We start from the raw sequence: 19,690 nt of genomic DNA on the forward strand, positions 1-19,690 counted from the left end.
CTGGTCAAGGGGTGCAGTCCGAGCGGACGTTTGGATCCTGATACATGATTTCACGCGGCAGGGTGGTGCTAAATCCCGGCATGCCGATGACGGTCTGCGCTGCCGAACCCACGATGGGCGCGATCCATTGGAACTTCAGACCGTCTTGAGGGATGCTTACCGTGACGCTCTGGCAGGTGGCAGTCGTGCAGCTGTCGGGTTTCCATTTCACGTCCACAGCGGTGATCTGCGGCAGCCGATTTTTCATATATTGCAGCACGCTAGTTTTCTGATTCAGGTCATCGCACACCACCGCATAGCGAGCACCGGCACGTGTGGCCTCGTTGGCCGCAGTCCAGGTGTAGAGCAGGCGACTGAAATCCACCACGCCCAGCAGGAACATCAGAAAGATCAGCAGCCCCAGTGCAAATTCAATGAGCGTGGAGCCGCGTTGAGTGAGGTGTTTCATGTCAGCGTCCTCATCGTGGCGGTGATATTGCCGAAGTTGATGCCGCCGTTGGTGAACAGCTGCAGGCCGAACACGCTGGATATCGGCGACGTGAAGTGATACCCGGTAACCGTGACGGTGACGGTATTGATCAGCGGGAGCGCGCCCGTGGTCTGCCAGCTGCAGCTCACGGCGCTGGTCTTGAGTCCGGGGGCGAGGGGTTGGCTGCCCGCTGTCGTTGTGCCGTAGACCACCAGATTCTGGGCGTCAGGGCATAAGGTGTTAGGCGTCTTTGCCGAGAGATAGCGCACGGCATCGCGTACCGACTTGGTCACCGTGTTGTATTCGTAAAGGGCACGGCCGAACTCGATGACGATCATGCTCAGCATGATCATGAAAGGAATGCTTAGCGCCAGCTCAATCAGCGCTGCCCCTTGTTGTCGATGCTGATATTTACGCATGATGTTCACCTTACAAGGACGGGTACCAATGGGCCGTATGTACCGCCTGCCAGACCGGTGGTGGTGCAGGGACTGTCGAGGTCGGTGGCATTGCCCCGGTATTCAAGATAAATGTCATCTTTGATCGGGCTGGGAAGCGGCTGGAGCATCAACATGCAGGCGAAATTGACGACATAGCCACCGGTATTCACTACAGGGACGAGTACCAGGCGGCGGTCGGCACCAAAAAGTTTGATCTCGGCGGTCCCTATCACGGTTTCATTGCCTTTGGCGGGGCAACTGGGCCCACAAGGGGTAAACGATTGGCGCTGCGTTATGAAGTTGGAGGTGCCACCTTGAGCAGGACCGTCGTAGGCATTGAACTTGCTCGGCCAGTTGGTGTCGGTGTAGATATAGCCGGTGAAGTCGGGGCGGCTCGCACTGGGGTTTTGAGCCGGAGTGTCTGCCGCATTTTTGTAAATACCGAAACGATGATTCCAGTATTCGAAAGCCGAGGTTTTCAAGCCGTTGGTATCAATGGGGAGTTGGGGGAACTCGGTGCTGCAGTATTTCCCTTCCAGCTCAGACCAAGTTTCAGTGGCACTGGTGGATCCATCCAGATTGGACCAGCCGAAGTCGCTGCCGCCACCCGATTTGGTCATGGCGACGATCCAGGTGCCTTTGCCTTTATTGGGCAAACCGTTCAGTGCATCGAACTTTGCCTTTTTCAGTTGCACGGGAATTGGGCAAGCACTCTGTGAAGGCGCGCGAGTTGCTACAGCCCTCGCACCTACGGTGCCTGTATTGGGCCAGGTGGTGCTATCGCCGGTAAAGGCTCCCATGGCTTGCAGCAGCCAGAGCTTGATGCTGTTCATGGTGTATTTGCATTCGACGTACCGTGCATCTTTGGCGAGGGTAGTCTGTGCATATGTCTTGTCGCGAAAGATCCCTATATCGCTGGCGGTGATCTTGCCAACGCCGTTCCAGCTTGCGGATTGCAGATTGGCGTTGTTGCTGTTACCTGCCGCCATGCCTGCGCTCTGGGCACGTGTGATGGCGTCAGATTGACCATTGAGTTCTCGTGCCGCTGCCAGCGCGCAGCTGTCCACGGCCGTCTGCAGTTCGGTCTTGACGATAAACAGCCGGCCAAAATCCAATGCAATGCCCATAAAGCCCAGCAGGAACAGCATGAACAGGGCAAAGGTAATCAGAAAGGCACCATGCTGCCGCCGCTGTGCGGCAGAACCACGCATGGGCCGGGCTTTGGACCTGAGTTGTGGGTGGTTTCTCATGATGTGTTTTGAATGGAGTGGTTGGCTGGAGAGCCATGACGGACGAGATGACCGCCATGGCTTGTCTGTGGATAGAGTTAGGTGCAGGTAGCCGCGTTGGTCAGGCAATCTTTGACTTTGGTGAGCCAATCATTGAAAAGGGTGTTGCTGATTGAAGACTTCATCAGAACAATCAGTCCAATGGAAACTACGGCTACGACGAGCGCGTATTCGATGATTTGCGCGCCTTCTTCATCCTGGATAAAGGCTTGCAGGGAATGGCCAAATTGCTGAGCGATGCTGTTCATGGTGATACCTCAAAGTTGGGTCAACGACTCCATGCTGGCGCTGTAGCGCGGCGCCAGAACCACGCATGTGCCGGGTGGTGGTCCAGTAGTGCGGGTTGTTGTGCATGGTGCAATGCGTCTTGATCGGTTCTTTGCTAATGACCATGACAGCCAATGTGGCCGTCATGGCTTACCCATAGATAAAGTCAGGTGCAGGTAGCCGCGTTGATCAGGCAGTCCTTGACCTTGGTGAGCCAAGCAGAGAAGAGGGTGTTGCTGATTGAAGACTTCATCAGAACAATCAGTCCGATGGAAACCACGGCTACGACGAGCGCGTATTCGATGATCTGCGCGCCTTCTTCATCCTGGACAAAGGCTTGCAGGGAATGGCCAAATTGCTGAGTGATGCTGTTCATGGTGATACCTCAAAGTTGAGTCAACGGCTCCATGCTGGCGCTATAGCGCGGCGCCAGAACCACGCATGTGCCGGGTGGTGGTCCAGTAGTGCGGGTTGTTGTGCATGGTGCAATGCGTCTTGATCGGTTCTTTGCTAATGGCCATGACAGCCAATTTGGCCGTCATGGCTTACCCATAGATAAAGTCAGGTGCAGGTAGCCGCGTTGATCAGGCAGTCCTTGACCTTGGTGAGCCAAGCAGAGAAGAGGGTGTTGCTGATCGAAGACTTCATCAGAACAATCAGTCCGATGGAAACTACGGCTACGACGAGCGCGTATTCGATGATCTGCGCACCTTCTTCATCCTGGACAAAGGCTTGCAGGGAATGGCCAAATTGCTGAGCGATGCTGTTCATGGTGATACCTCTAAAGTGAGTAACGGATCGAAAACATCTACACGGGTTGGAGGCCGGTTTGCAGGGCCGGCGGCAAGTGGCGTGCAAGGCCGCGATGCGATCTGCTCTCCTTTCAAATTCAATGGTGTGGAACTGATGAACTGATGAACTGAGATCTGGAGATTCCAGGGACTAGGGCGTACCGCCGCTGCCTCCTCCTGCGCCGCCGCTTTGGTTGCCGGTCAGCGAGCCGCCAATATTGATGACATTGACTGCCTGCGGTGGCGTTTTGAAGCTGCGCTCGTAGCGCTCCATGGTGTGCGCTGCGGCTCGACCGTCCATGCCGGTGGCTCCATCAACACCGACGCCAGGAGTCTTGCCGGCTTCAGGGTTGAGGGTCATCTGCATGCGGGCGGTGCGCACAGCCTCGCCAAAACGAGCGTCGTAGTGAGGGGTTGTGCTGCCGCAGCCCGCCAGCAGGGCGGCGAGGGCCACGGGAAATAGGATGCTGCGTTCGATCATGGCTTGCCTCCGGTTCAGGTGGGCGGGTTCAGGGGGGCGGGACGGTCAACCGAGGGCTCGGCCGGTGCTTGCGGTTGCAGCTCCTGAGGTGCTGCTACCGGGGCAGGTGCCGGAGCTGGGGTTGCAGTGCCGGACGGCATGGCTGCGGCGGGCGCAGTCTTCGCGGCTGACGCGGGCTTGGAGCTCTCCAGCGCACCGTTGAGATAGACTTCGGCGCGTGAGGGCGGGACATGGTTGTCGGTGGGCACTCTGGGTGCTTCTGCGAGTGCCTGCACCAGGCGCGGAGTGATGATGAACATCAACTCGGTCTGATCGGTCTGGAACTCGGTGCTGCGGGCCAGTGCGCCGAGAACCGGTATTTCCCCCAGTCCCGGAAAGCGTTTGACGGCCTCGGTGATGTTGTTTTTGATGAGACCGGCAATGACCAGACTTTGCCCGTCATTGAGTTGCACCGTGGTGTCTGCGCGTCGCACCGAAAGCGAGGGAATGACGGAGGTGACGCCGTTGATGGCGGTGAAGGGTGAGCCTGTCTGAGACAGGTCGGACACTTCTGAGACCAGCTTGAGGTTCACGCGCGAGCCACCCAGCACGGTGGGTGTGAACTTGACGCCGATGCCGAACTCTTTTTCCTCCAGCGTCATCACTGGCACGCCAGTGGTATTGCTCTGTGCCACGGGAATAAAGATCTTGCCGCCCGAGAGAAAGCTGGCCTGCTGGCCGCTGATGGCCATGATGTTGGGCTCGGCCAGAATACGCACCAGGCCGTCGTCTTTTTGGCCGTCAATGCTGATCGAGCCTTTGCCTATGCGCATGGCGCTCAGCAGCCCGCCGCCGCCACTCAGGAAGTTGGAGGCGATGGAGAATGTATTCATGCCATTGCTGGTGATGCGCTGGCCCGCAAGACTGGCACCGAGCTTGTCGAGCAATGTCTTGCTGACCTCGGCAATCTTGACCTCCAGCATCACCTGGTGAGGCGAAGTGGTGCGCAGCAGGTTGACGATTTTCTTGCTGTCGCTGTAGGCGCCGGCGAGCGTCACCACATCGTCCAGGCGCAGCGGATTGCTGATCTCTCCGCTCAGGACCAGGGCATTGTCGGCGCCCTGGACGCGGATGCTGCGTTCCTCGGGCATGAGCTCGCTGAGCTTGGCCTGCAGCGGCCCCGGGTCCATGGTGACGATCACGTCCTTGATGAAGCAGGCACCCTGGGCGTTTTGCAGGATGACGTTCATGGAGCCCGACTTGCGGCCGCGAAAGAACAGGTCTCGCGGGCTGAGCAATTGGACCTCGATATCACCCATGCCGTTCTGCATTTGCGGCTGAGCATTAGCGGCCATGGGGGCTGCTGCCTGGCCCGCTCCGGGCGTCTGGCCGCTGACCAGGATGCGCGCCATGGGCGAGCTCAGCGGAATGACCACGGATTTTCCCAGAGTGACCGTGGTCGGATCCTCCGTGCGGATGGCCGTGCAATTCCTGGCGGGCAGGGTGGTGCGAGGAGCTGCGGGAGCCGCCGCAGCCACAGGGCCGGGCTGAGCAGGCGTGCCCGCAGATTGGGCCAGCACAGGCGCTGAGCTGGCGAGTAGCATGCTAGCTGCTATGTATAGGTGATGGTGTTGCACGGCCGACCTCTCTGAGTTGTTGCGAGTAGAAGATCAGAAGCAGTTGAGAGTTCGAGCGCCGCCCTGGATCACTTCGACACAGGTGGCTGTCGACGCCTGGGGTGCGGGCCTGGCTCGCTGCATCACGGGTTTGGCAGGAGCTGCGACCTTGACCGGTGCAGGGGCTGCCTCTGGTGTTCCAAACAGCTGGTGCTTGGTGATGCCTGCAGTGCTGGTGGGATCTTTGTCAATCTGGTTGCGCAGCACCAGTGAAAGATTGCCCACGCTGCGTGCAAGATCGAGTTTCTCGGCATCTTCCGGGCTCAGCTCGAGGGTGACGGCGCTCACCACCTTGGGTTTGGTCTCGTCACGATCGGCTTCCTGGGCCACGGCCAGAACCAGCACGTTCTCCAACACGGTTTTGCTGATCTGGCGCGACTCTTCTGTCTTGCCGTTCTGCTCCTGCTGGGCATTGACCACCACATCCACGTAGTTGCCGGGCAGGGCGAAGCCCGCAACACCGACCACATCGTTGACGCGTACCGTCATGGCCCGCTTGCCCGGAGCGATGACGGCAGCCAGTCCGCCTTTGGTGCCTACGGGGGCCAGCTTGCCTTCGAGCACGGCTTCGCCGCGCAGCACTCCGACCTTGACGACGCGATCCTGCAGCTGTTGCATGTCATGGAATGCGCCATCGGGTATGGAGCCCCGCGGCCAGTCCACCGTGTTCAGCATGTTCGGCAAAATCTTGCCGCCCAGTGGAATGTCGGTGGCAGCGACAACCACCTTGTCGGCGTCCAGGCTGCCGCGTTGGGCCACCCAGTTGGCGGCGTAGACAGCCGCTGCCAGACTGGCCAGCGCTGCGAGGATAAACAGACCCAAAGCTTTGAGGTTTTTCATGGGAGGCTCCCGCTATGCCGTGATGTAAGTGACTAGACCCAGGTGAACTGCCGAGCGACCAGGAACGCCAGGGTTCCCAGGGCGATGCTGACGCCGTAAGGCAAGGTGCCTACCGAATGCGCCGAGTTGGAGCGGGCATCGGGACGGATCCCCGCAGCGACATTGACGTAGAGCAACTGCACTGCCTCGGCCGAGTTGCGCAGCAGCTTGCCGGCCATGCGATGCCAGAGTGCGTAGCTGATGGCTGCCAAGCCGCCGGTGATAAAGACAAAGATCACAACCTGGCAGGTGGCGGCGGGACCTAGAAAGCTGCCGACCATGGCCATCAGCTTCACGTCGCCGGCTCCCATGGCATGCAGCAGATAGAGAGGCAGCATCAATGCCAGGCCTACTGCCATGCCGCCCAGCGCCGAGAAAAAGCCGCCGCCATGGGGGTGGTGGGCCAGCAGACCATAGAGCAGGGCCAGGGTGATGCCACCGAAGGTCAAGCGATTGGGGATGCGCCGTGTGCGCAGGTCACTGATGCTGGCTGCCAGCAAAAGCAGCAACAGGATCAGCGAACGCGGCTCGGTGAAAACGGCGGCCACGAGTTCGGATGCTGCGCTTAGTTCGGAAGATGTCATGGTCAATCTCCAGTCCTGTGTTCAGCGAATCCTGTTCGGGCCTCAGAGTTGACGCTGGCGGTCTGCTGCGTTCAGCTCATCTGACTGATGTCGAGAGGATTCGGGCGATATGTGACTAAATACAATTTTTCTATCAACTTCATTCTTTTGTTTAATTTTGTGGAAATACTATTCCTATAGAAATCGCTTATCAATATCTCGGTTCGTAAGGATTTTTCTAATCCGCATGAGATGCAAATGTGACGCCGTTGTAGGTTGCGTAAGCATTGGTCTCATGCGCTGGCTGACGCAGATCGGTTCACGCCGCATGGTGGGTCTTGGGTTGTGAGCGAGAGACCTGTAAGGCGTGGGCTCGGGGCTCGGAGCCTGAGTGTCTGGGCTCTTTGATAGCTTCTGAGCAAGTCGCGCAGGCCTGCGAAGGCCTGCTTCCTGCCTGGCCGCTGCTCTCGGCGCAGGCTTGGGGGCGCGCTGAACTGTGCCCCGAGCGTTACCCATTTTTAGAAGCTTGCAGTGCCTATCGGTGTCTGGCCTGGCTGCTTCGGTATGTTGGGTCCGTGACTTTGGACAGGGTCGGAGCCAGGGTTGAGTAGCCGCTTTGAGGGATGGGGCTGAGGTAATCCTCGACAGCCCGCAGTCATGTGCCGAGGCAGTTTGTTCGCCAGGCGCCAAGGCGGCAGTCTGGCTGCCTGTCTGCTGTGGGGGCAGGCTCAATCCATCCGATGCCGGATGAGCGCATTCGCATCGGATACGGGTTTATCAAAAAAATAGCTCCTTGCGACTGATATGCAATGACTTCGATGCGGAAAGACCCGGATACGCTCATCCAGCAATCGCCAGTAGCTCTGATGTTGATAGCAATCGTCTTGCCGGCTTCAGGCGTTTGCCCTGCGCTGGCTGTGCAGGCCCAGCAGCACCAGCACGACGGCTACCAGGGGCAGCATGCCGATATTGATGCCGTTCCAGCCAGCGCTGTGCAGCAACTGCCCTGATCCGAACGAGGCCACGGCCACCGTGCCGAAGACCAGGAAATCGTTGAGTGCCTGCACCTTGGCGCGTTCCGAGGGGCGGTAGCACTCGGTCAGCAGCGCCGTGGCACCGATGAAGCCGAAGTTCCAGCCCACGCCCAGCAAAATCAGCGAGCCCCAGAAGTGGAAGATATCCAGCCCCATCAAGGCCAGCACGCCGGCCGCGCCTATCATCAGCAGGCCCAGAGCGGTCACGGGCCGCTTGCCATAACGTGCAATCAGCTTGCCGGTAAAGAAGCTGGGCACGAACATGGCCAGCACATGCCATTGAATGCCCATGGCGGCTTCGCCCACGCTATGGCCACAGCCCACCATGGCCATGGGGGCGGCAGTCATCAGGAACGCCATCAGTCCGTAGCTGACCACACCGGCAGCGCAGGCCACGACGAACTGGGGCGTGCGGGCAATTTCGCCCAGAGGCCTTGCGTCGCCAGCCACGGCGGTTTTGGTCTGAGGCGGCTGTAGGCGCAGGCCCATGAGCAAGGGCAGGGCCAGCAGGGCCAGCACCGCCTGGCTGTAGAAGCTGCCGGCAAACGGTGTGGCGGGCAGGGCGTCGCGCGTCCAGATCACCACCTGCGGCCCGATGATGGCGGCAATCAGCCCCCCGATCATCACGCGCGAAATGGCCTTGGCCTGTTGCGCTGGCTCGCTCACCATATCGGTGGCGGCGAAGCGGTAGCTCTGCACGCAGGCCGCATAAAAGCCGGCCAGCGCCGTGCCGATGCAGAAGGTGACGAAGTCGCTGTGGGCAATGCCTTGCGCGGCGACCACGCCGGAGATCACGCCCAGAACGGCGCCCAGCACATAGGCCGTGCGGCGGCCCATGCGGTTCATGATCCAGGCGGCCGGCAGTGTGGATAGCGCCAGCCCGAGCTGGTAGATGCTGACCGGCAAGGTGGACGCAGCGGGGTTGGACGACAGTTGCTGCCCGACCAGACCGCCCAGTGAGATGATGATAGGCGGAGAGGCACCTCCCAGGGACTGGGCTGCGACCAGCAGGCCCATATTGCGGCTTTGTTGTGTGTTGTTGTCTGATTGCATAAATCGCTTCGGCTGTCCATGCTTGTACGCAGATTTGTCACATCTTGCAGCATTCATATTGGCCGCACATTAAAAGGTTTGCTGTGGGCATGGTGCAGTCGCGAGCCTGGAGATCGAAGTGAATAGGAGTGATATGACGCTGAAATGCCTTATTGGCCGGGCTGCAGGCCTGAGCATTGCTTTGGCGCTCATGAGCTGGGCGCCGATGGCGCATGCCGAGACGGCAGACGCCCCGCATGAAGCGGTGGTCTGGTCGGCGAGCTATCGCGGTGAGATCGCCGGCAAGGCGGTCAAGCTGGAGCTGTGGCGGCTCGACGGCGCTGTCGGAGGCAGCTATTGCTACGAGCCCTGCAATCGGCCCGGCGCAACACTTGATCTGAAAGGCTCGGCAAGCGGACAGCTGACGGAGACACCGATGGCGGGTGCAAGCGATCCCAAGCCTTCGGGCCGCTGGTCGCTAGCGGCCTTGCCGGGCATGGCGCCACCGCGTCTGCAGGGCCAGTGGCAGTCCGCGGACGGCAAAAAGCGCTGGCCGGTCAATCTGCTGCGCCAGTCCCCGGATTTCTCCCATGCAGTGCATTACGAGTTGCGTCTGCTGATGGATCAGAAGCTGCGCTCTCTGGCTGACTGCGGCGAACATACGGATCTCCTGGTTTCCGCCATTCAGGTCTATGAGCAGGGGCGTCTTAAGCAAAGCCTGCCAACCGCTGCCGTGGGCAGTTGCTGGCTGGTGCAGCCGCGCTGGGTGGATGCGAATTTTGATGGCTGGCCTGACCTGACCCAGCCGCTGGATCTACCTGCGGGGCCGAATATTCAGCACCGCACCTGGCTTTACGACCCGGGCAGGCAGAAGCTGGTGCTGGGGCCGCAGGCCCTGCAGGACATCAGCTCGCCCGCCTTCGATGGCAAGGCCAGGCGCATCTACAGCGAATGGCGTGCCAGCTGTTGCAGCCATGGTGTAAACATCTATGCCTGGAAGCCCGCAGGGCTGGAACTGGTCGAGCAGGCTGAAAGCTATATGCTGCCAGTGCGCAAGGGCGGCAAGCTCATGGCCTGCTATCAGGTGCCGGACTATGCGCAAGGCCATGTGCGCTGGCCTGCCGGCCTCTACCAGCGGGGCGGCGAGCTGAGTCTGGGACAGGAGCCCGCTGCCGACTGGTGCGATGCCGATCCTGCTGCGAGCATGGGCCAGAACCAGGTGACGGTGCTGGCCGAGCCCAGACCCGGACAGCCACCCCAGATCATCAAGGCCTATGGCGCAAGCTACCGCAAGGTCGATACGCCCAAAGGTGCCCGTTACTGCCCCGATATCGCAGTCTTCGATGCCGATGCCCACAAGGTGGTGCGTGTGCTGATGAGTGAGAACGCCGAGCAGAACTGCGAAACGGAAAATCCCGCAAGGGGGCAGCCCTGAAAGCGGTTTATCGTTATGCATGGAAATCGCTTGCTGCTATCGTTTTGAGAAGGTTTGCTTGTTATACAATTTAAATAATTGAGATTCATTCTCAACAAGCCTTAGCCACGCACTTCGTTTTAGCCATAGGAGATCGATCAAAAACGAGGTCTACATGGCAACCCCAGTTCGTGGCGGCGCAGGCAAGGCGCCGTCGGCTTCAGCGCTCGCATCCACGCAGTTCGCTCCATTCGCGCATTGGCTGTCTTCTGCTGTGTGCTGCAGCCCCCGCTCAGCCGTAGGGCTGGCTGTGTTGGTGGTTTTGAGTGCCGGCGCCCAGGCACAGACCCAGATACCGGACCAGCAGGAAAAACGCCTGAGCGAAGTCACGGTTTCCGGCAAGCAGGACGGCAACGCTCTGCCTGCGCTGGCCTCTGGTGCTCAGGTCGCCAAGGGCGCAGGCCTGGGGCTGCTGGGCAATGTGGATGTGATGGATGCCGCCTTCAACATCACGGCCTATTCCGAAGAGCTGATCCGCGACCAGAATGCGGCCACGGTGGCTGCCGTGCTGGAAAACGACTCTTCGGTGCGCTTCACCACCAATACCGGCCATGTCAACGAGAACTATGTGATTCGGGGCTTCGACGTCAACGCCAGCGAAGTGGCGTTCAATGGCCTGTATGGCCTGGCGCCTGACAGCCATGTACCGACCGAGATGATAGAGCGCGTGGAACTGCTCAAGGGCCCGGGTGCGCTGCTCGGCGGCATGGCTCCCAATGGAGCGGTGGGCGGCGTGGTGAATGTGGTCAGCAAGAAGCCGCTGGCCGATGATCTGACGCGGCTGACCACCATCTTCACCTCGGGTTCGCAGCTGCAGGAGCATGTGGATGTATCGCGGCGCTTCGGCCCCGAGCGCCGTCTGGGCATACGCTTTAACGGCGCGCTGTCCAGCGGGGAGACCGAGGTCGACGACCAGAAGCGCCGCCGCCGTCTGGGCGCCGTGGCGCTGGACTATCAGGGCGATCGCTTCACGCTGGGGCTGGATACCTATCACTACAAGGTGAACCTGGACAACGGCAGCCCGGTGATGGTGAGCTTTGGCAAGATGAAGAATCTGATCGGCGCGCCGGATGCCAGCAACAATCTGTTCCGCGGCGTCAACACCGAAGTGGAGAACAAATCGGTGGCGCTGCGCGGCAGCTTCGAGCTCAGCGACAGCTGGCAGCTCTACGGCAGCCTGGGCAAGGCCTGGCATGACTATGCTGGCCAGCCCACGGGCACACGCGTGGTGCTCAATGCCGTGGGCGACGGCTCTGCCGTGGGTCAGACCTATAACCTGCAGGGCTATACCAACAGCACGGCGCTGGATGCGGGTTTGCGAGGCCGCTTCAGAACCGGCGATGTGGGCCATCAGCTGGTGTTCTCGTTCAACGAGCTGCAGCAGCAAAGCGGACGCGCGCTGCCCATCGTGGTCAGCAGCAGCTACACCACCAATATCTACGACCCGGTGCTGCCGGTTCTGGCAGGCCCGCGCAATGCCGTGCGCCAGGAAAACGACAATGTGATTCGCAGTTTCGCCGTGGCCGATACCCTGAGCCTGCTGCAGGACAGGCTGCAGCTGACGCTGGGCGCACGCCACCAGCGCGTGAATCAGAAGATGAAGGGCTATGACGAGAGCGCCGTCACTCCCATGTTGGGGCTGGTGGCCAAGCCCTGGGGCGAGGATCTGTCCTTCTACGCCAACTACATCGAGGGGCTGAGCCCCGGTCTCGAGGTGGGCTCCACCTATGCCAATGCAGGCGAGACATTCGCTCCCTACAAATCCAAGCAGATGGAGGCGGGCGTGAAGTGGCGCCGCGCAGGCTGGACGAATACGCTGTCGCTGTTTCAGATCGAGAAGCCTTCGACCACCATCGATACGGCGGCCAATACCCTCAAGCTCAATGGAGAGCAGCGCAATCGCGGCGTGGAGTGGAATACCTTTGGTGCGCTGAGCCCCCGCTTGCGCGTGCTGGGCGGCATCACCTATCTGCAGCCCAAGCTGACCAGCACCCAGGGCGGCAACAACGACGGCCATGATGCTTTCGGCGCGGCGCGCTGGGCGGCCAATCTGGCGGCAGACTGGGATGTGCCGGGCGTGGCCGGTCTGGCGCTGAACGCACGCCTGGTGCATACGGGCAAGCAGTGGGTCAACTCTGCCAACACCTTGCGTGCACCGAGCTGGACGCGCTTTGATGTCGGCGCCCGCTACACCACGCGCGTTGCCGACAAGAAGGTGGTGTTGCGCGGTACGGTGGACAACGTCTTTGGTCGCACTTACTGGGCTGGAGCCTTTGCCGACAACTTCCTGACCGTGGGTGCACCGCGCACCGTGCGCATGAGCGCCGCCGTGGACTTCTGAGGCGAGGGACGCATCAATGCATGAAGATCTTCAAGGTTTGTGTTTGCCGGTGACGGGCCACAGGCCATCCGGAAAAGGGCTGCGCTCCTTGCTTGTTCCTGGTCTGCTTGCGGCCAGCGTCGGCGTCGCCAGCGCGGCCGGTGCGGCCCGGCCCTTGCCTGGCGGCTCTGTTCAGAGCGCGGCCAAGGCGGCCTCATTGCTTTCGGTGCGGGAGCCGTTCTCCGGCAGGCTGGCGCCGGGACAGAAGCTGAGCCTGCAGCTGGAGGCTCCGGCCGGTGCCGTGGTGCGAGGCAATCTGCAGGCGCTGGGCGTTGTGCTGGATGTGGAAACGCCTGACGGGCGCCATCTGCGTCGGCTGAGCCAGGGCGCAGGCGTCGATCACGCATTCACCTGGCAAAGCCGCGGCATGGCGAAGGAGCGTCTGGTGCTGCGCGCAGAGAAGGTTCAGCCTTATGCGTCGGCAGCAAACGGCACGTCGGCGGCGCAGGGCGGGCACAGCGATGCACCGACCCATGCTGCGCCCAGTCCTGGCGCCTACGAGCTGACGATCACCCAGGTGCTGGCGCCGTTGGCGGCCGTCCATGCGCCTGCGCCAGAGATCGAACCCGAGCCGCTGCGCAGCCCCAGGCTCAAGGCCTTGCAGGAGCGGCTGGCGCAGGGCGGCGACAGCCGCAGCTTCTGGCAGGAAATGGAACGCCAGGGCACGCCGCTGATCGAGCCCTGGGATGCCGAGCACCAGCTGGTGAGCTTTGTCTGGCGCGGCGCCGGGCAGTCCGTGCGGCTGTTCGGAAGTCCATCGGGCAACCATGAGCCTCTGCAGCGCCTCGGAAGAAGCGATGTCTGGTGGGCCAGTTTCGTCATGCCCAGGGATGCGCGGCTCAGCTATGGCTTTGCTCCCGATGTGCCTCCGGTCTCGGCCGACGCCATGATTCAGCGTCGAGCCATTCTGTCCACTTTGCAGCGCGACCCTCTCAATCGCCAGAGCTGGGGGCGGTCTGCGGATTTGCAGGCAACGCAGGATCGCTACGACGGACGCTCCGTGCTGACGCTGGCCAAGGCGCCGCCCCAGCCCTGGAGCCAGCCCCGTGCCGGCGTGGCTGCCGGCCAGTTGCAGCGTCACTGGCTGGACAGCCAGGCGCTGGGCAACGGGCGCGACATCTGGATCTACAAGCCGCAGGGCTGGCAGCAGGCCGATGCGGCTGGGCGTTCCCTGCTGGTGCTGTTCGACGCCCAGGCCTATCTGCGCCAGGTTCCCACGCCCGCCATCATCGACAACCTCATGGCCGACGGCCTGCTGCCTGCAACAGCCGTCGTGCTGGTGGCCAATGGCGCAGGCGACGCGCGCAGCCGCGAGCTGCCGCCCAACCCGGTGTTTGCCGACTTCATGGGCGAGCAGCTCATGCCCTGGCTCAAGGCTCAGGGCATAGCGGCCGGACCTGAGCGCACGGTGATCGCAGGATCGAGCTATGGCGGCCTGGCCTCAAGCTATGTGGCGCTGCGCTATCCGCAGTGGTTTGGCAATGTGCTCAGTCTTTCGGGCTCCTACTGGTGGGCCCCCAAGGGCGAGTCGCCCAATTGGCTGGCTCGCCAGTATGAGCAAGCACCGCAACTGCCCATTCGCTTTTACTTTGATGCCGGCCTATACGAAGGGGCTCGCGGTGGTCAGGCAGGCATACGCGAAACCAGCCAGGAGCTGGGTGATGTGCTGCGTGCCAAGGGCAACAAGGTCGTGCAACGTGTACACAGCACTGGTCATGACTATGTGCACTGGCAGGGTTCGCTGGCCTGCGGGCTGCTGGCGCTGGCGGGTCGCGAACCATCGACCGAGGGACTCAAGGAGCAGGTCGCACAGGCTTGCGGGCTCTGAGTCCGGGGAGCACAAAAAAAGGGGCTGCAAGCCCCTTTTTTGCTTTTGGCCTGCAGCGCTCGTTCGCAAGCGCTGCCAGCTTCTACTTGAGCTTGTTGCCGCATTCGCCGCAGAACAGGTCATTGGCGGCTACCGGGGCGCCGCAGGCGGGGCAGCTCGGCGCAGCCTGAGCCTGGCGGGCTTTCTCGGCGGCCTCTGCTTCGGCGCGGGCGCGGGCTGCTTCACGCTCGGCAGCCTGCTGCCTGGCCAGTTGCTCGGCCTGGGTGTTCAGGCGCTCTGCTTCTGCTTGCTGACGTGCTTCTTCGGCAGCCTGGGCTGCGGCGCGCTCCTCAGCGGCCTTTTGCTGTGCTGCGCGCTCTGCGGCCTGGGCTTCGGCCCGCTGGCGTGCGGCCAGTTCCTGAGCTTCGGCAGCCGCACGTTCGCGTATCGCACGTTCCCGTGCAGCTTGCTCGGCGGCCTCGGCTTCAGCCTTCAGACGGGCTGCTTCGGCCTCGGCACGCAGGCGTGCCGCCTCGGCTTCGCTACGCTGGCGGGCGGCTGCCTCTTCAGCGCTTTGATGTGCTTTTTCCGCCGCATCGGCGGCAGCACGCTCGCGCGCCTGCTGCTCGGCAAACGCCTGCTCGGTGGATGCTGCTGTGGCGGCAGTCAGGCCTGCGGCAGCCGTTGCTGCGCCAGCGCTGGCATTGCTGTCGGTGCCGGGCGGGGTGTCGGTGGCGGAGGGCTTGGCTGTGGCTTCCTGCAGGCGCTCGCTGGCAGCCTGCTTGGCACGCTCGGCCGCGGCCATGGTGCGTTCTGCGGCAGCCATGGTCTGGGCCTTGGCTTCCTCGGCTTTTTTGCGCACATCGCCAATCAGGCTGTCCAGCGCACCCTCGGCCTCGGCAGGGTCCACGCTTTCACGGGCCTGCAGATAGATCAGATTCATGCCCATGATGGCCACCTGGGCCAGCAGTGCGCCCACCACGCAATAGAGAACGCCCAGGCCGGCGATGAGGCCGGTGCTGCCGCCACCCATCATGCCCATGGGGTTGAAGCCACCACCGTAGCCACGGCCGTAGCCGCCGCCCATGAACATGCCGGCCATGGAGCCATCTCCGGTAATGCTCATGGCCATCCCGGTCAGGGAGACGGTTGCAGGCACCAGTCCTGCAAACAGCATGAAGCAGACCAGGCCCAAAATGACATAGAGCACGACTTCCATCAGCACCACTTCGACCAGGCGCTTGCGCGCGATGCTCAGCACATTGGCCAGCGCAGCCTTGACGGACAGGCCGCTCCACAGCGCAGGACCCATCAGCGGGCCGACGACCCAAATCATGGCGATCAGCAAGGCTGCGGCGACCAGCACCAGAATCGGGTGGGCCACAAAGGCCAGAATGCCGCCGAGCACGGGAATCTTGCAGATGAAGTAAATGACGGCAGCCAGCAGGTAGTAGGCCAGCGTGGCAACAAATATCGCGAGTCCGACCAGCAGGAATTTGGGCAGGCACAGCAGACCGGCCGATGCCGCAGCCGAGAAGGAGCGTACGGGCTCGTTCCTGGCCTTGTCCATGAGCATGATGCCGACGCCCGAAGAGCCAGCCAGCAGCGCGACCACGGCCGCCAGCATGAAGATCAGGTACATGAAGAAGCCGGCCTTGACCAGCATCCAGGCCGCGCCTGCTATCAGTGCACCGGTCAGCAGCAGTGTCAGAAAGCACAGCAGCAGCGGTCGCCACTGAGTCAGTCCTTCGGCGGCTCTGGCGAGGGTGGCAAAACGTATTTCTCCCAGGGGTTGCTCTCTCATTTTTCGTCCTGTCTGGTGGTTGAGGCTGGCTGGTGTGGCGCGATGAGCCGCTGGCTGGCCAGGGGTCAAAGCTTGCCGCGGATCTCGCCGGCTTCGATGGTGTAGCGCTCCACACCGGCGGGCAGACCAGTATCGATCTTCTTGATGACAGTCACGGGTTTGCCGCCTTTGGACTGGGTTGTGCCAGTGGCGGTATTCACACGCCCTGCCCTGACATCCTCGTCGGACTGATCGACAACGATGCTCGACGAGCCGCGGTTGTCGGCCAGTTCATTGGCCAGTTCCTTGAGCACATTCATGGCCTGGGTATATTCCTTGCGACCTTTGGCGGCCAGCGGCATCTCCACGGTCAGTGCTGAGAAACTGCGCATCTGGTGTGTCTGTCCCGACTGCCCATCGGCAATGCTGACGGTCCTGGTCTGTACCGGCCCTGCCACTGCGCGTTGTTTGGTCGGCAGCTTCTGCATGGCTTGCACGGCCTGGGCCTGCATGCTCTGCGCATGCTGCGTCTCCTGATCCAGAGCGGCCTGCAAACGGGCAAAGCGCTCGTTCTGCCCGCCCGAAACAGCGGTTGCGGGCGTGCCGCCGCCAGGGCCGCAGCTGGGGTCTGCGGAATTGGTGACGCGCGAGAGCATGCAGCTCAGCGATGTGGAGGCATCTTGCAAGCTGGCGCAGCCGCCGAGCAGGGTTGCGGCGCAGGCGAGCACAGTGAGTTTGAGTTTTTTCATGGCTTTCAATCCAGCAGGTCATCCAGGGATGGCGCGGCATTCTTCTTGACTGGAGGTGTTCTTGCAGGGGCCGGCACGGGCGGTTTGCCAGATGCCGGGGCTGAGGACGGCTCCGGGCTGGCCGCAGGCGCGGGTGCGTCGCTGGCAGTGTTTGCTGTCGTCGCTGCGGGGGTGACTGCAGTGGCGGGCGCGTTGTCAACGGCGCCGGCAATCGGGGCATTTTCGGCAGGTGTCGTTTGCGCTGCGGTACTGCCGCCCAGCGGGCCGACCAGGGCGTCGGCCTTGGCCTTGTCTTCGGGCGAAATACCATCCTTGCCGGCTTGGGACGAACTGGATGCGCTATTGCCCGAGCTGGTCAGGCCCTTCATATTGCTTGCCATCATCACACCACCCGCAATGGCTGCGACCAGCAGTGCCAGCGCCACCCATTTGATCCAGGCATTGCTGCCGCGCACCGGTTCCTGGGGAAAGGCCGGCGTGCGGTCATTGCGCTGCGCAAAGCTTGCGGCAGGCTCCGGCTGTGGTGGCCTTGGCGCGGGTGTATCCATGGGCTCGATCAGGGGAGGGGCCAGGCTTGCGTTGTCAATGGTCTGCGAGGCACCTGAAGGCATGTGCGGCGCAGTTGCCACTGCGGCATGGCTATCGCCGGGGCGCTCGAACACCAGGCCGCATCGTGTGCAGAAGCGGGCCTCGGGTTTGCAGACAGCCTGGCATTGGCTGCAGATTTTTTCAACAGCAGTGATTGCCGCTTCCGGTGCTTGTCTGGCGCCGCAGTTCTTGCAGAACTTGGCATTCGGAGAGAGCGGATTGCCGCATTGGGAACAATTCATGGTCTGCAATCGAGAAAAGAGTCCGCGGGAATGGCCGTTCGGCGGCATTGCTGCCTTGGCAATGCGTGGAATATGGGCCGGTTTTTGCGCATTGGCATGAACCGGTACGGACCCTGAAAAATGATTTGTATCTTAGCGGCGCATTTGCCGCAGCCTGTCGGATCGCTTTACGGGAATGTAAGCACGTTCGGTTTTGACAGCTTTTTGTCAGACATGGCGATCCATGAATGGGGTTTGGATTAATGAAGCTGCGCGGAGTTTCAAGGGACTTATGGCGTAAGTGACTGATTTGAAAAGAAGGCAGTAAATCAGGTGCTTTATGGAAGCCGGGATTGCCGGGAAAAGCTCGGATCTCGAAATCTGTTTGATTTTTGCAAATGCTTCAAATGGTTGAGAGTGTTTTGCGCTGTAAAGATTTCAACGAAATACAGGCCTTGCTGAACCCCGGGAGTCAGCAAGGCCGGTAATCACTGCTGCGCAACCAGCGTCAGCAGCTCGATTCGCGGCGCCACGCCAAGGCGTACGGCAAAACCGGCCCACAGGCCTGCTCCGCTGCTGACCAGCAGCTTCATATTGCCGACGTCATATTCGCCGCGCACAAAACCGTTGTTGACGGGAACCACCAGCCAGCGGTCCATGCCCAGGATCAGTCCGCCGTGGGTATGGCCCGATATCTGCAGGTTCACGCCCTTGTCCGCGTTGTCGCGCGCGAATTTGGGCTGGTGTGCGAGCAGGATATGAAACTGTGCGCCGGCCTTGCGGGCCTGGGCGGCAACCGCATCCACATCGGGGGGGACACCTTCTGCGACCTCGGGGTCGGCGTTGTTGGGCGAGGTCCGGCCGAACACCGGGTCGCCGATGCCGGACAGGGCCAGCTTGCTGCCCTTGATGTTCAGCAGCTGCATGCGGTTTTCCAGCAGATTCAGGCCCAGGCGGCGGAACTCGGCCATCCAGGCGTTGTAGCCGCTGTAGTACTCGTGGTTGCCCGGCGCCGCCCAGACGCCGTAGCGCGCGCTCAAGGCGGCCAGCGGCGCCACATGGGCGCGGCTGGTGGCGACATCGCCGTCCACCATGTCGCCGGGCAGCACGATCAGGTCGGGCGTGGTGGCCAGGGTGCGCTGCACGATGGTCTGCACATAGCTTGCATCATTGACCGGGCTGGCGTGGATATCGGCCAGCACGGCAATGCGCAGGCCCTGCAGGGCGGTGGGCAGGTTTCTGACCGCGATCTGCTGCTCATGCACCCTGGGCGGTTGCAGGGCGTTGAAGACACCGATGGCGCTCAGGCAGCCGGTCGCCACCACGGCGGCTGCGGTGAGTGCGGGAAGGTGCAGCAGCTGCGCCAGGCTGGTTCGCCCCATGAGTCGGGCGATCAGCCACAGCAGATCGCGCAGCAGCACGAACAGCGCCAGCATCAGCAGCATGGCCAGAATCCAGCCGCCGGGAACCTGCAGGCGCGCCACCACGGCGTAGGGCAGGGCATTCGTCTGCACGGCCTTGAGCAGCAAGGCCGGCGCAATGCCCAGCAAGGCCGTGATCAGCGCGGCCAGCAGGCGGGCAAGGCGAGAGGTACCGTTGAGGCTGGAGACAGGCCACCAGAGCCAGAGTGCCAGAAGAGGGATGACGAAAGCAGCAGTCGAAACCATGGGCAGGAGGGAAACCGAAAATTGCCGCGAGCATAGCAAGCGTTGGCGTCCCCGCGATGAACGCTGCTGCAGCCGCTATCGCTGGTACAACGCAGGGCGTTGAAAATGGCGCGGCACGGCT

The 19,690-nt window shown here is 61.8% G+C and carries 18 protein-coding genes; 3 read left to right on the forward strand and 15 right to left on the reverse strand.

Annotated features, from left to right (window positions below):
• Window positions 1-4 precede the first annotated feature (4 nt).
• The 11 genes from AAIL66_RS04220 to AAIL66_RS04270 all read right to left on the reverse strand — a co-directional run bounded on the left by AAIL66_RS04220 (window position 5) and on the right by AAIL66_RS04270 (window position 8,921).
• Window positions 5-448 carry a TadE/TadG family type IV pilus assembly protein gene (locus AAIL66_RS04220; protein WP_343496075.1) on the reverse strand — a complete coding sequence of 148 codons (444 nt, stop codon included), beginning with the start codon at window positions 446-448 and terminating at the stop codon, window positions 5-7.
• Window positions 445-888 carry a TadE/TadG family type IV pilus assembly protein gene (locus AAIL66_RS04225; RefSeq protein ID WP_343496076.1) on the reverse strand — a complete coding sequence of 148 codons (444 nt, stop codon included), beginning with the start codon at window positions 886-888 and terminating at the stop codon, window positions 445-447. Before AAIL66_RS04225 ends, AAIL66_RS04220 begins: the two co-directional genes overlap by 4 nt.
• Window positions 889-893: 5 nt before the next feature.
• Complete coding sequence (locus tag AAIL66_RS04230) at window positions 894-2,120, reverse strand: pilus assembly protein TadG-related protein (protein WP_343496077.1); 1,227 nt, start codon at window positions 2,118-2,120, stop codon at window positions 894-896.
• Window positions 2,121-2,236: 116 nt separating this feature from the next.
• Window positions 2,237-2,446, reverse strand: coding sequence for a Flp family type IVb pilin (locus tag AAIL66_RS04235; RefSeq protein WP_343496078.1), 210 nt, complete (start codon window positions 2,444-2,446; stop codon window positions 2,237-2,239).
• 185 nt (window positions 2,447-2,631) lie between these two features.
• Complete coding sequence (locus AAIL66_RS04240) at window positions 2,632-2,841, reverse strand: Flp family type IVb pilin (RefSeq protein WP_343496079.1); 210 nt, start codon at window positions 2,839-2,841, stop codon at window positions 2,632-2,634.
• A 185-nt stretch (window positions 2,842-3,026) separates the two neighbouring features.
• The gene (locus AAIL66_RS04245) at window positions 3,027-3,236 is read right to left on the reverse strand and encodes a Flp family type IVb pilin (RefSeq protein WP_343496080.1); all 210 of its coding nucleotides are present in this window, start codon (window positions 3,234-3,236) and stop codon (window positions 3,027-3,029) included.
• A 171-nt stretch (window positions 3,237-3,407) separates the two neighbouring features.
• Window positions 3,408-3,737 (reverse strand): hypothetical protein, encoded by a 330-nt coding sequence (locus AAIL66_RS04250; RefSeq protein ID WP_034408052.1) that lies wholly within the window; start codon window positions 3,735-3,737, stop codon window positions 3,408-3,410.
• 14 nt (window positions 3,738-3,751) lie between these two features.
• Window positions 3,752-5,320, reverse strand: coding sequence for a type II and III secretion system protein (locus AAIL66_RS04255; RefSeq protein WP_034408055.1), 1,569 nt, complete (start codon window positions 5,318-5,320; stop codon window positions 3,752-3,754).
• A gap of 66 nt (window positions 5,321-5,386) precedes the next feature.
• Complete coding sequence (cpaB, locus tag AAIL66_RS04260) at window positions 5,387-6,232, reverse strand: Flp pilus assembly protein CpaB (protein ID WP_003079614.1); 846 nt, start codon at window positions 6,230-6,232, stop codon at window positions 5,387-5,389.
• Window positions 6,233-6,264: 32 nt separating this feature from the next.
• A complete protein-coding gene (locus AAIL66_RS04265) occupies window positions 6,265-6,855 on the reverse strand; it encodes an A24 family peptidase (protein WP_045838971.1) in 591 nt (196 codons plus the stop codon).
• 872 nt (window positions 6,856-7,727) lie between these two features.
• Window positions 7,728-8,921: an MFS transporter gene (locus AAIL66_RS04270; RefSeq protein WP_343496081.1), complete on the reverse strand. Its 1,194-nt coding sequence runs from the start codon at window positions 8,919-8,921 to the stop codon at window positions 7,728-7,730.
• Between the two features lie 133 nt (window positions 8,922-9,054).
• Here AAIL66_RS04270 and AAIL66_RS04275 point away from each other — a divergent pair, with 133 nt between their 5' ends.
• The 3 genes from AAIL66_RS04275 to AAIL66_RS04285 all read left to right on the forward strand — a co-directional run bounded on the left by AAIL66_RS04275 (window position 9,055) and on the right by AAIL66_RS04285 (window position 14,582).
• Entirely contained in the window at window positions 9,055-10,335 is a 1,281-nt protein-coding gene (locus tag AAIL66_RS04275) for a hypothetical protein (RefSeq protein WP_343496082.1), read from the forward strand.
• 154 nt (window positions 10,336-10,489) lie between these two features.
• Entirely contained in the window at window positions 10,490-12,715 is a 2,226-nt protein-coding gene (locus tag AAIL66_RS04280; RefSeq protein ID WP_343496083.1) for a TonB-dependent siderophore receptor, read from the forward strand.
• Between the two features lie 16 nt (window positions 12,716-12,731).
• Entirely contained in the window at window positions 12,732-14,582 is a 1,851-nt protein-coding gene (locus AAIL66_RS04285) for an enterochelin esterase domain-containing protein (protein WP_343496084.1), read from the forward strand.
• A gap of 82 nt (window positions 14,583-14,664) precedes the next feature.
• Here AAIL66_RS04285 and AAIL66_RS04290 read toward each other — a convergent pair whose 3' ends face one another.
• The 4 genes from AAIL66_RS04290 to AAIL66_RS04305 all read right to left on the reverse strand — a co-directional run bounded on the left by AAIL66_RS04290 (window position 14,665) and on the right by AAIL66_RS04305 (window position 19,569).
• Entirely contained in the window at window positions 14,665-16,365 is a 1,701-nt protein-coding gene (locus AAIL66_RS04290; RefSeq protein WP_343496085.1) for a zinc ribbon domain-containing protein, read from the reverse strand.
• Between the two features lie 65 nt (window positions 16,366-16,430).
• Entirely contained in the window at window positions 16,431-17,093 is a 663-nt protein-coding gene (locus tag AAIL66_RS04295) for a hypothetical protein (protein ID WP_343496086.1), read from the reverse strand.
• Window positions 17,094-17,098: 5 nt separating this feature from the next.
• Complete coding sequence (locus AAIL66_RS04300) at window positions 17,099-17,923, reverse strand: zinc ribbon domain-containing protein (RefSeq protein ID WP_343496087.1); 825 nt, start codon at window positions 17,921-17,923, stop codon at window positions 17,099-17,101.
• A gap of 467 nt (window positions 17,924-18,390) precedes the next feature.
• The gene (locus AAIL66_RS04305) at window positions 18,391-19,569 is read right to left on the reverse strand and encodes a metallophosphoesterase (RefSeq protein ID WP_343496088.1); all 1,179 of its coding nucleotides are present in this window, start codon (window positions 19,567-19,569) and stop codon (window positions 18,391-18,393) included.
• Window positions 19,570-19,690: the final 121 nt, after the last annotated feature.

The organism is Comamonas sp. F1-6 (genome assembly GCF_039581415.1).
In the GTDB taxonomy this organism is placed as follows: domain Bacteria; phylum Pseudomonadota; class Gammaproteobacteria; order Burkholderiales; family Burkholderiaceae_C; genus Comamonas; species Comamonas thiooxydans.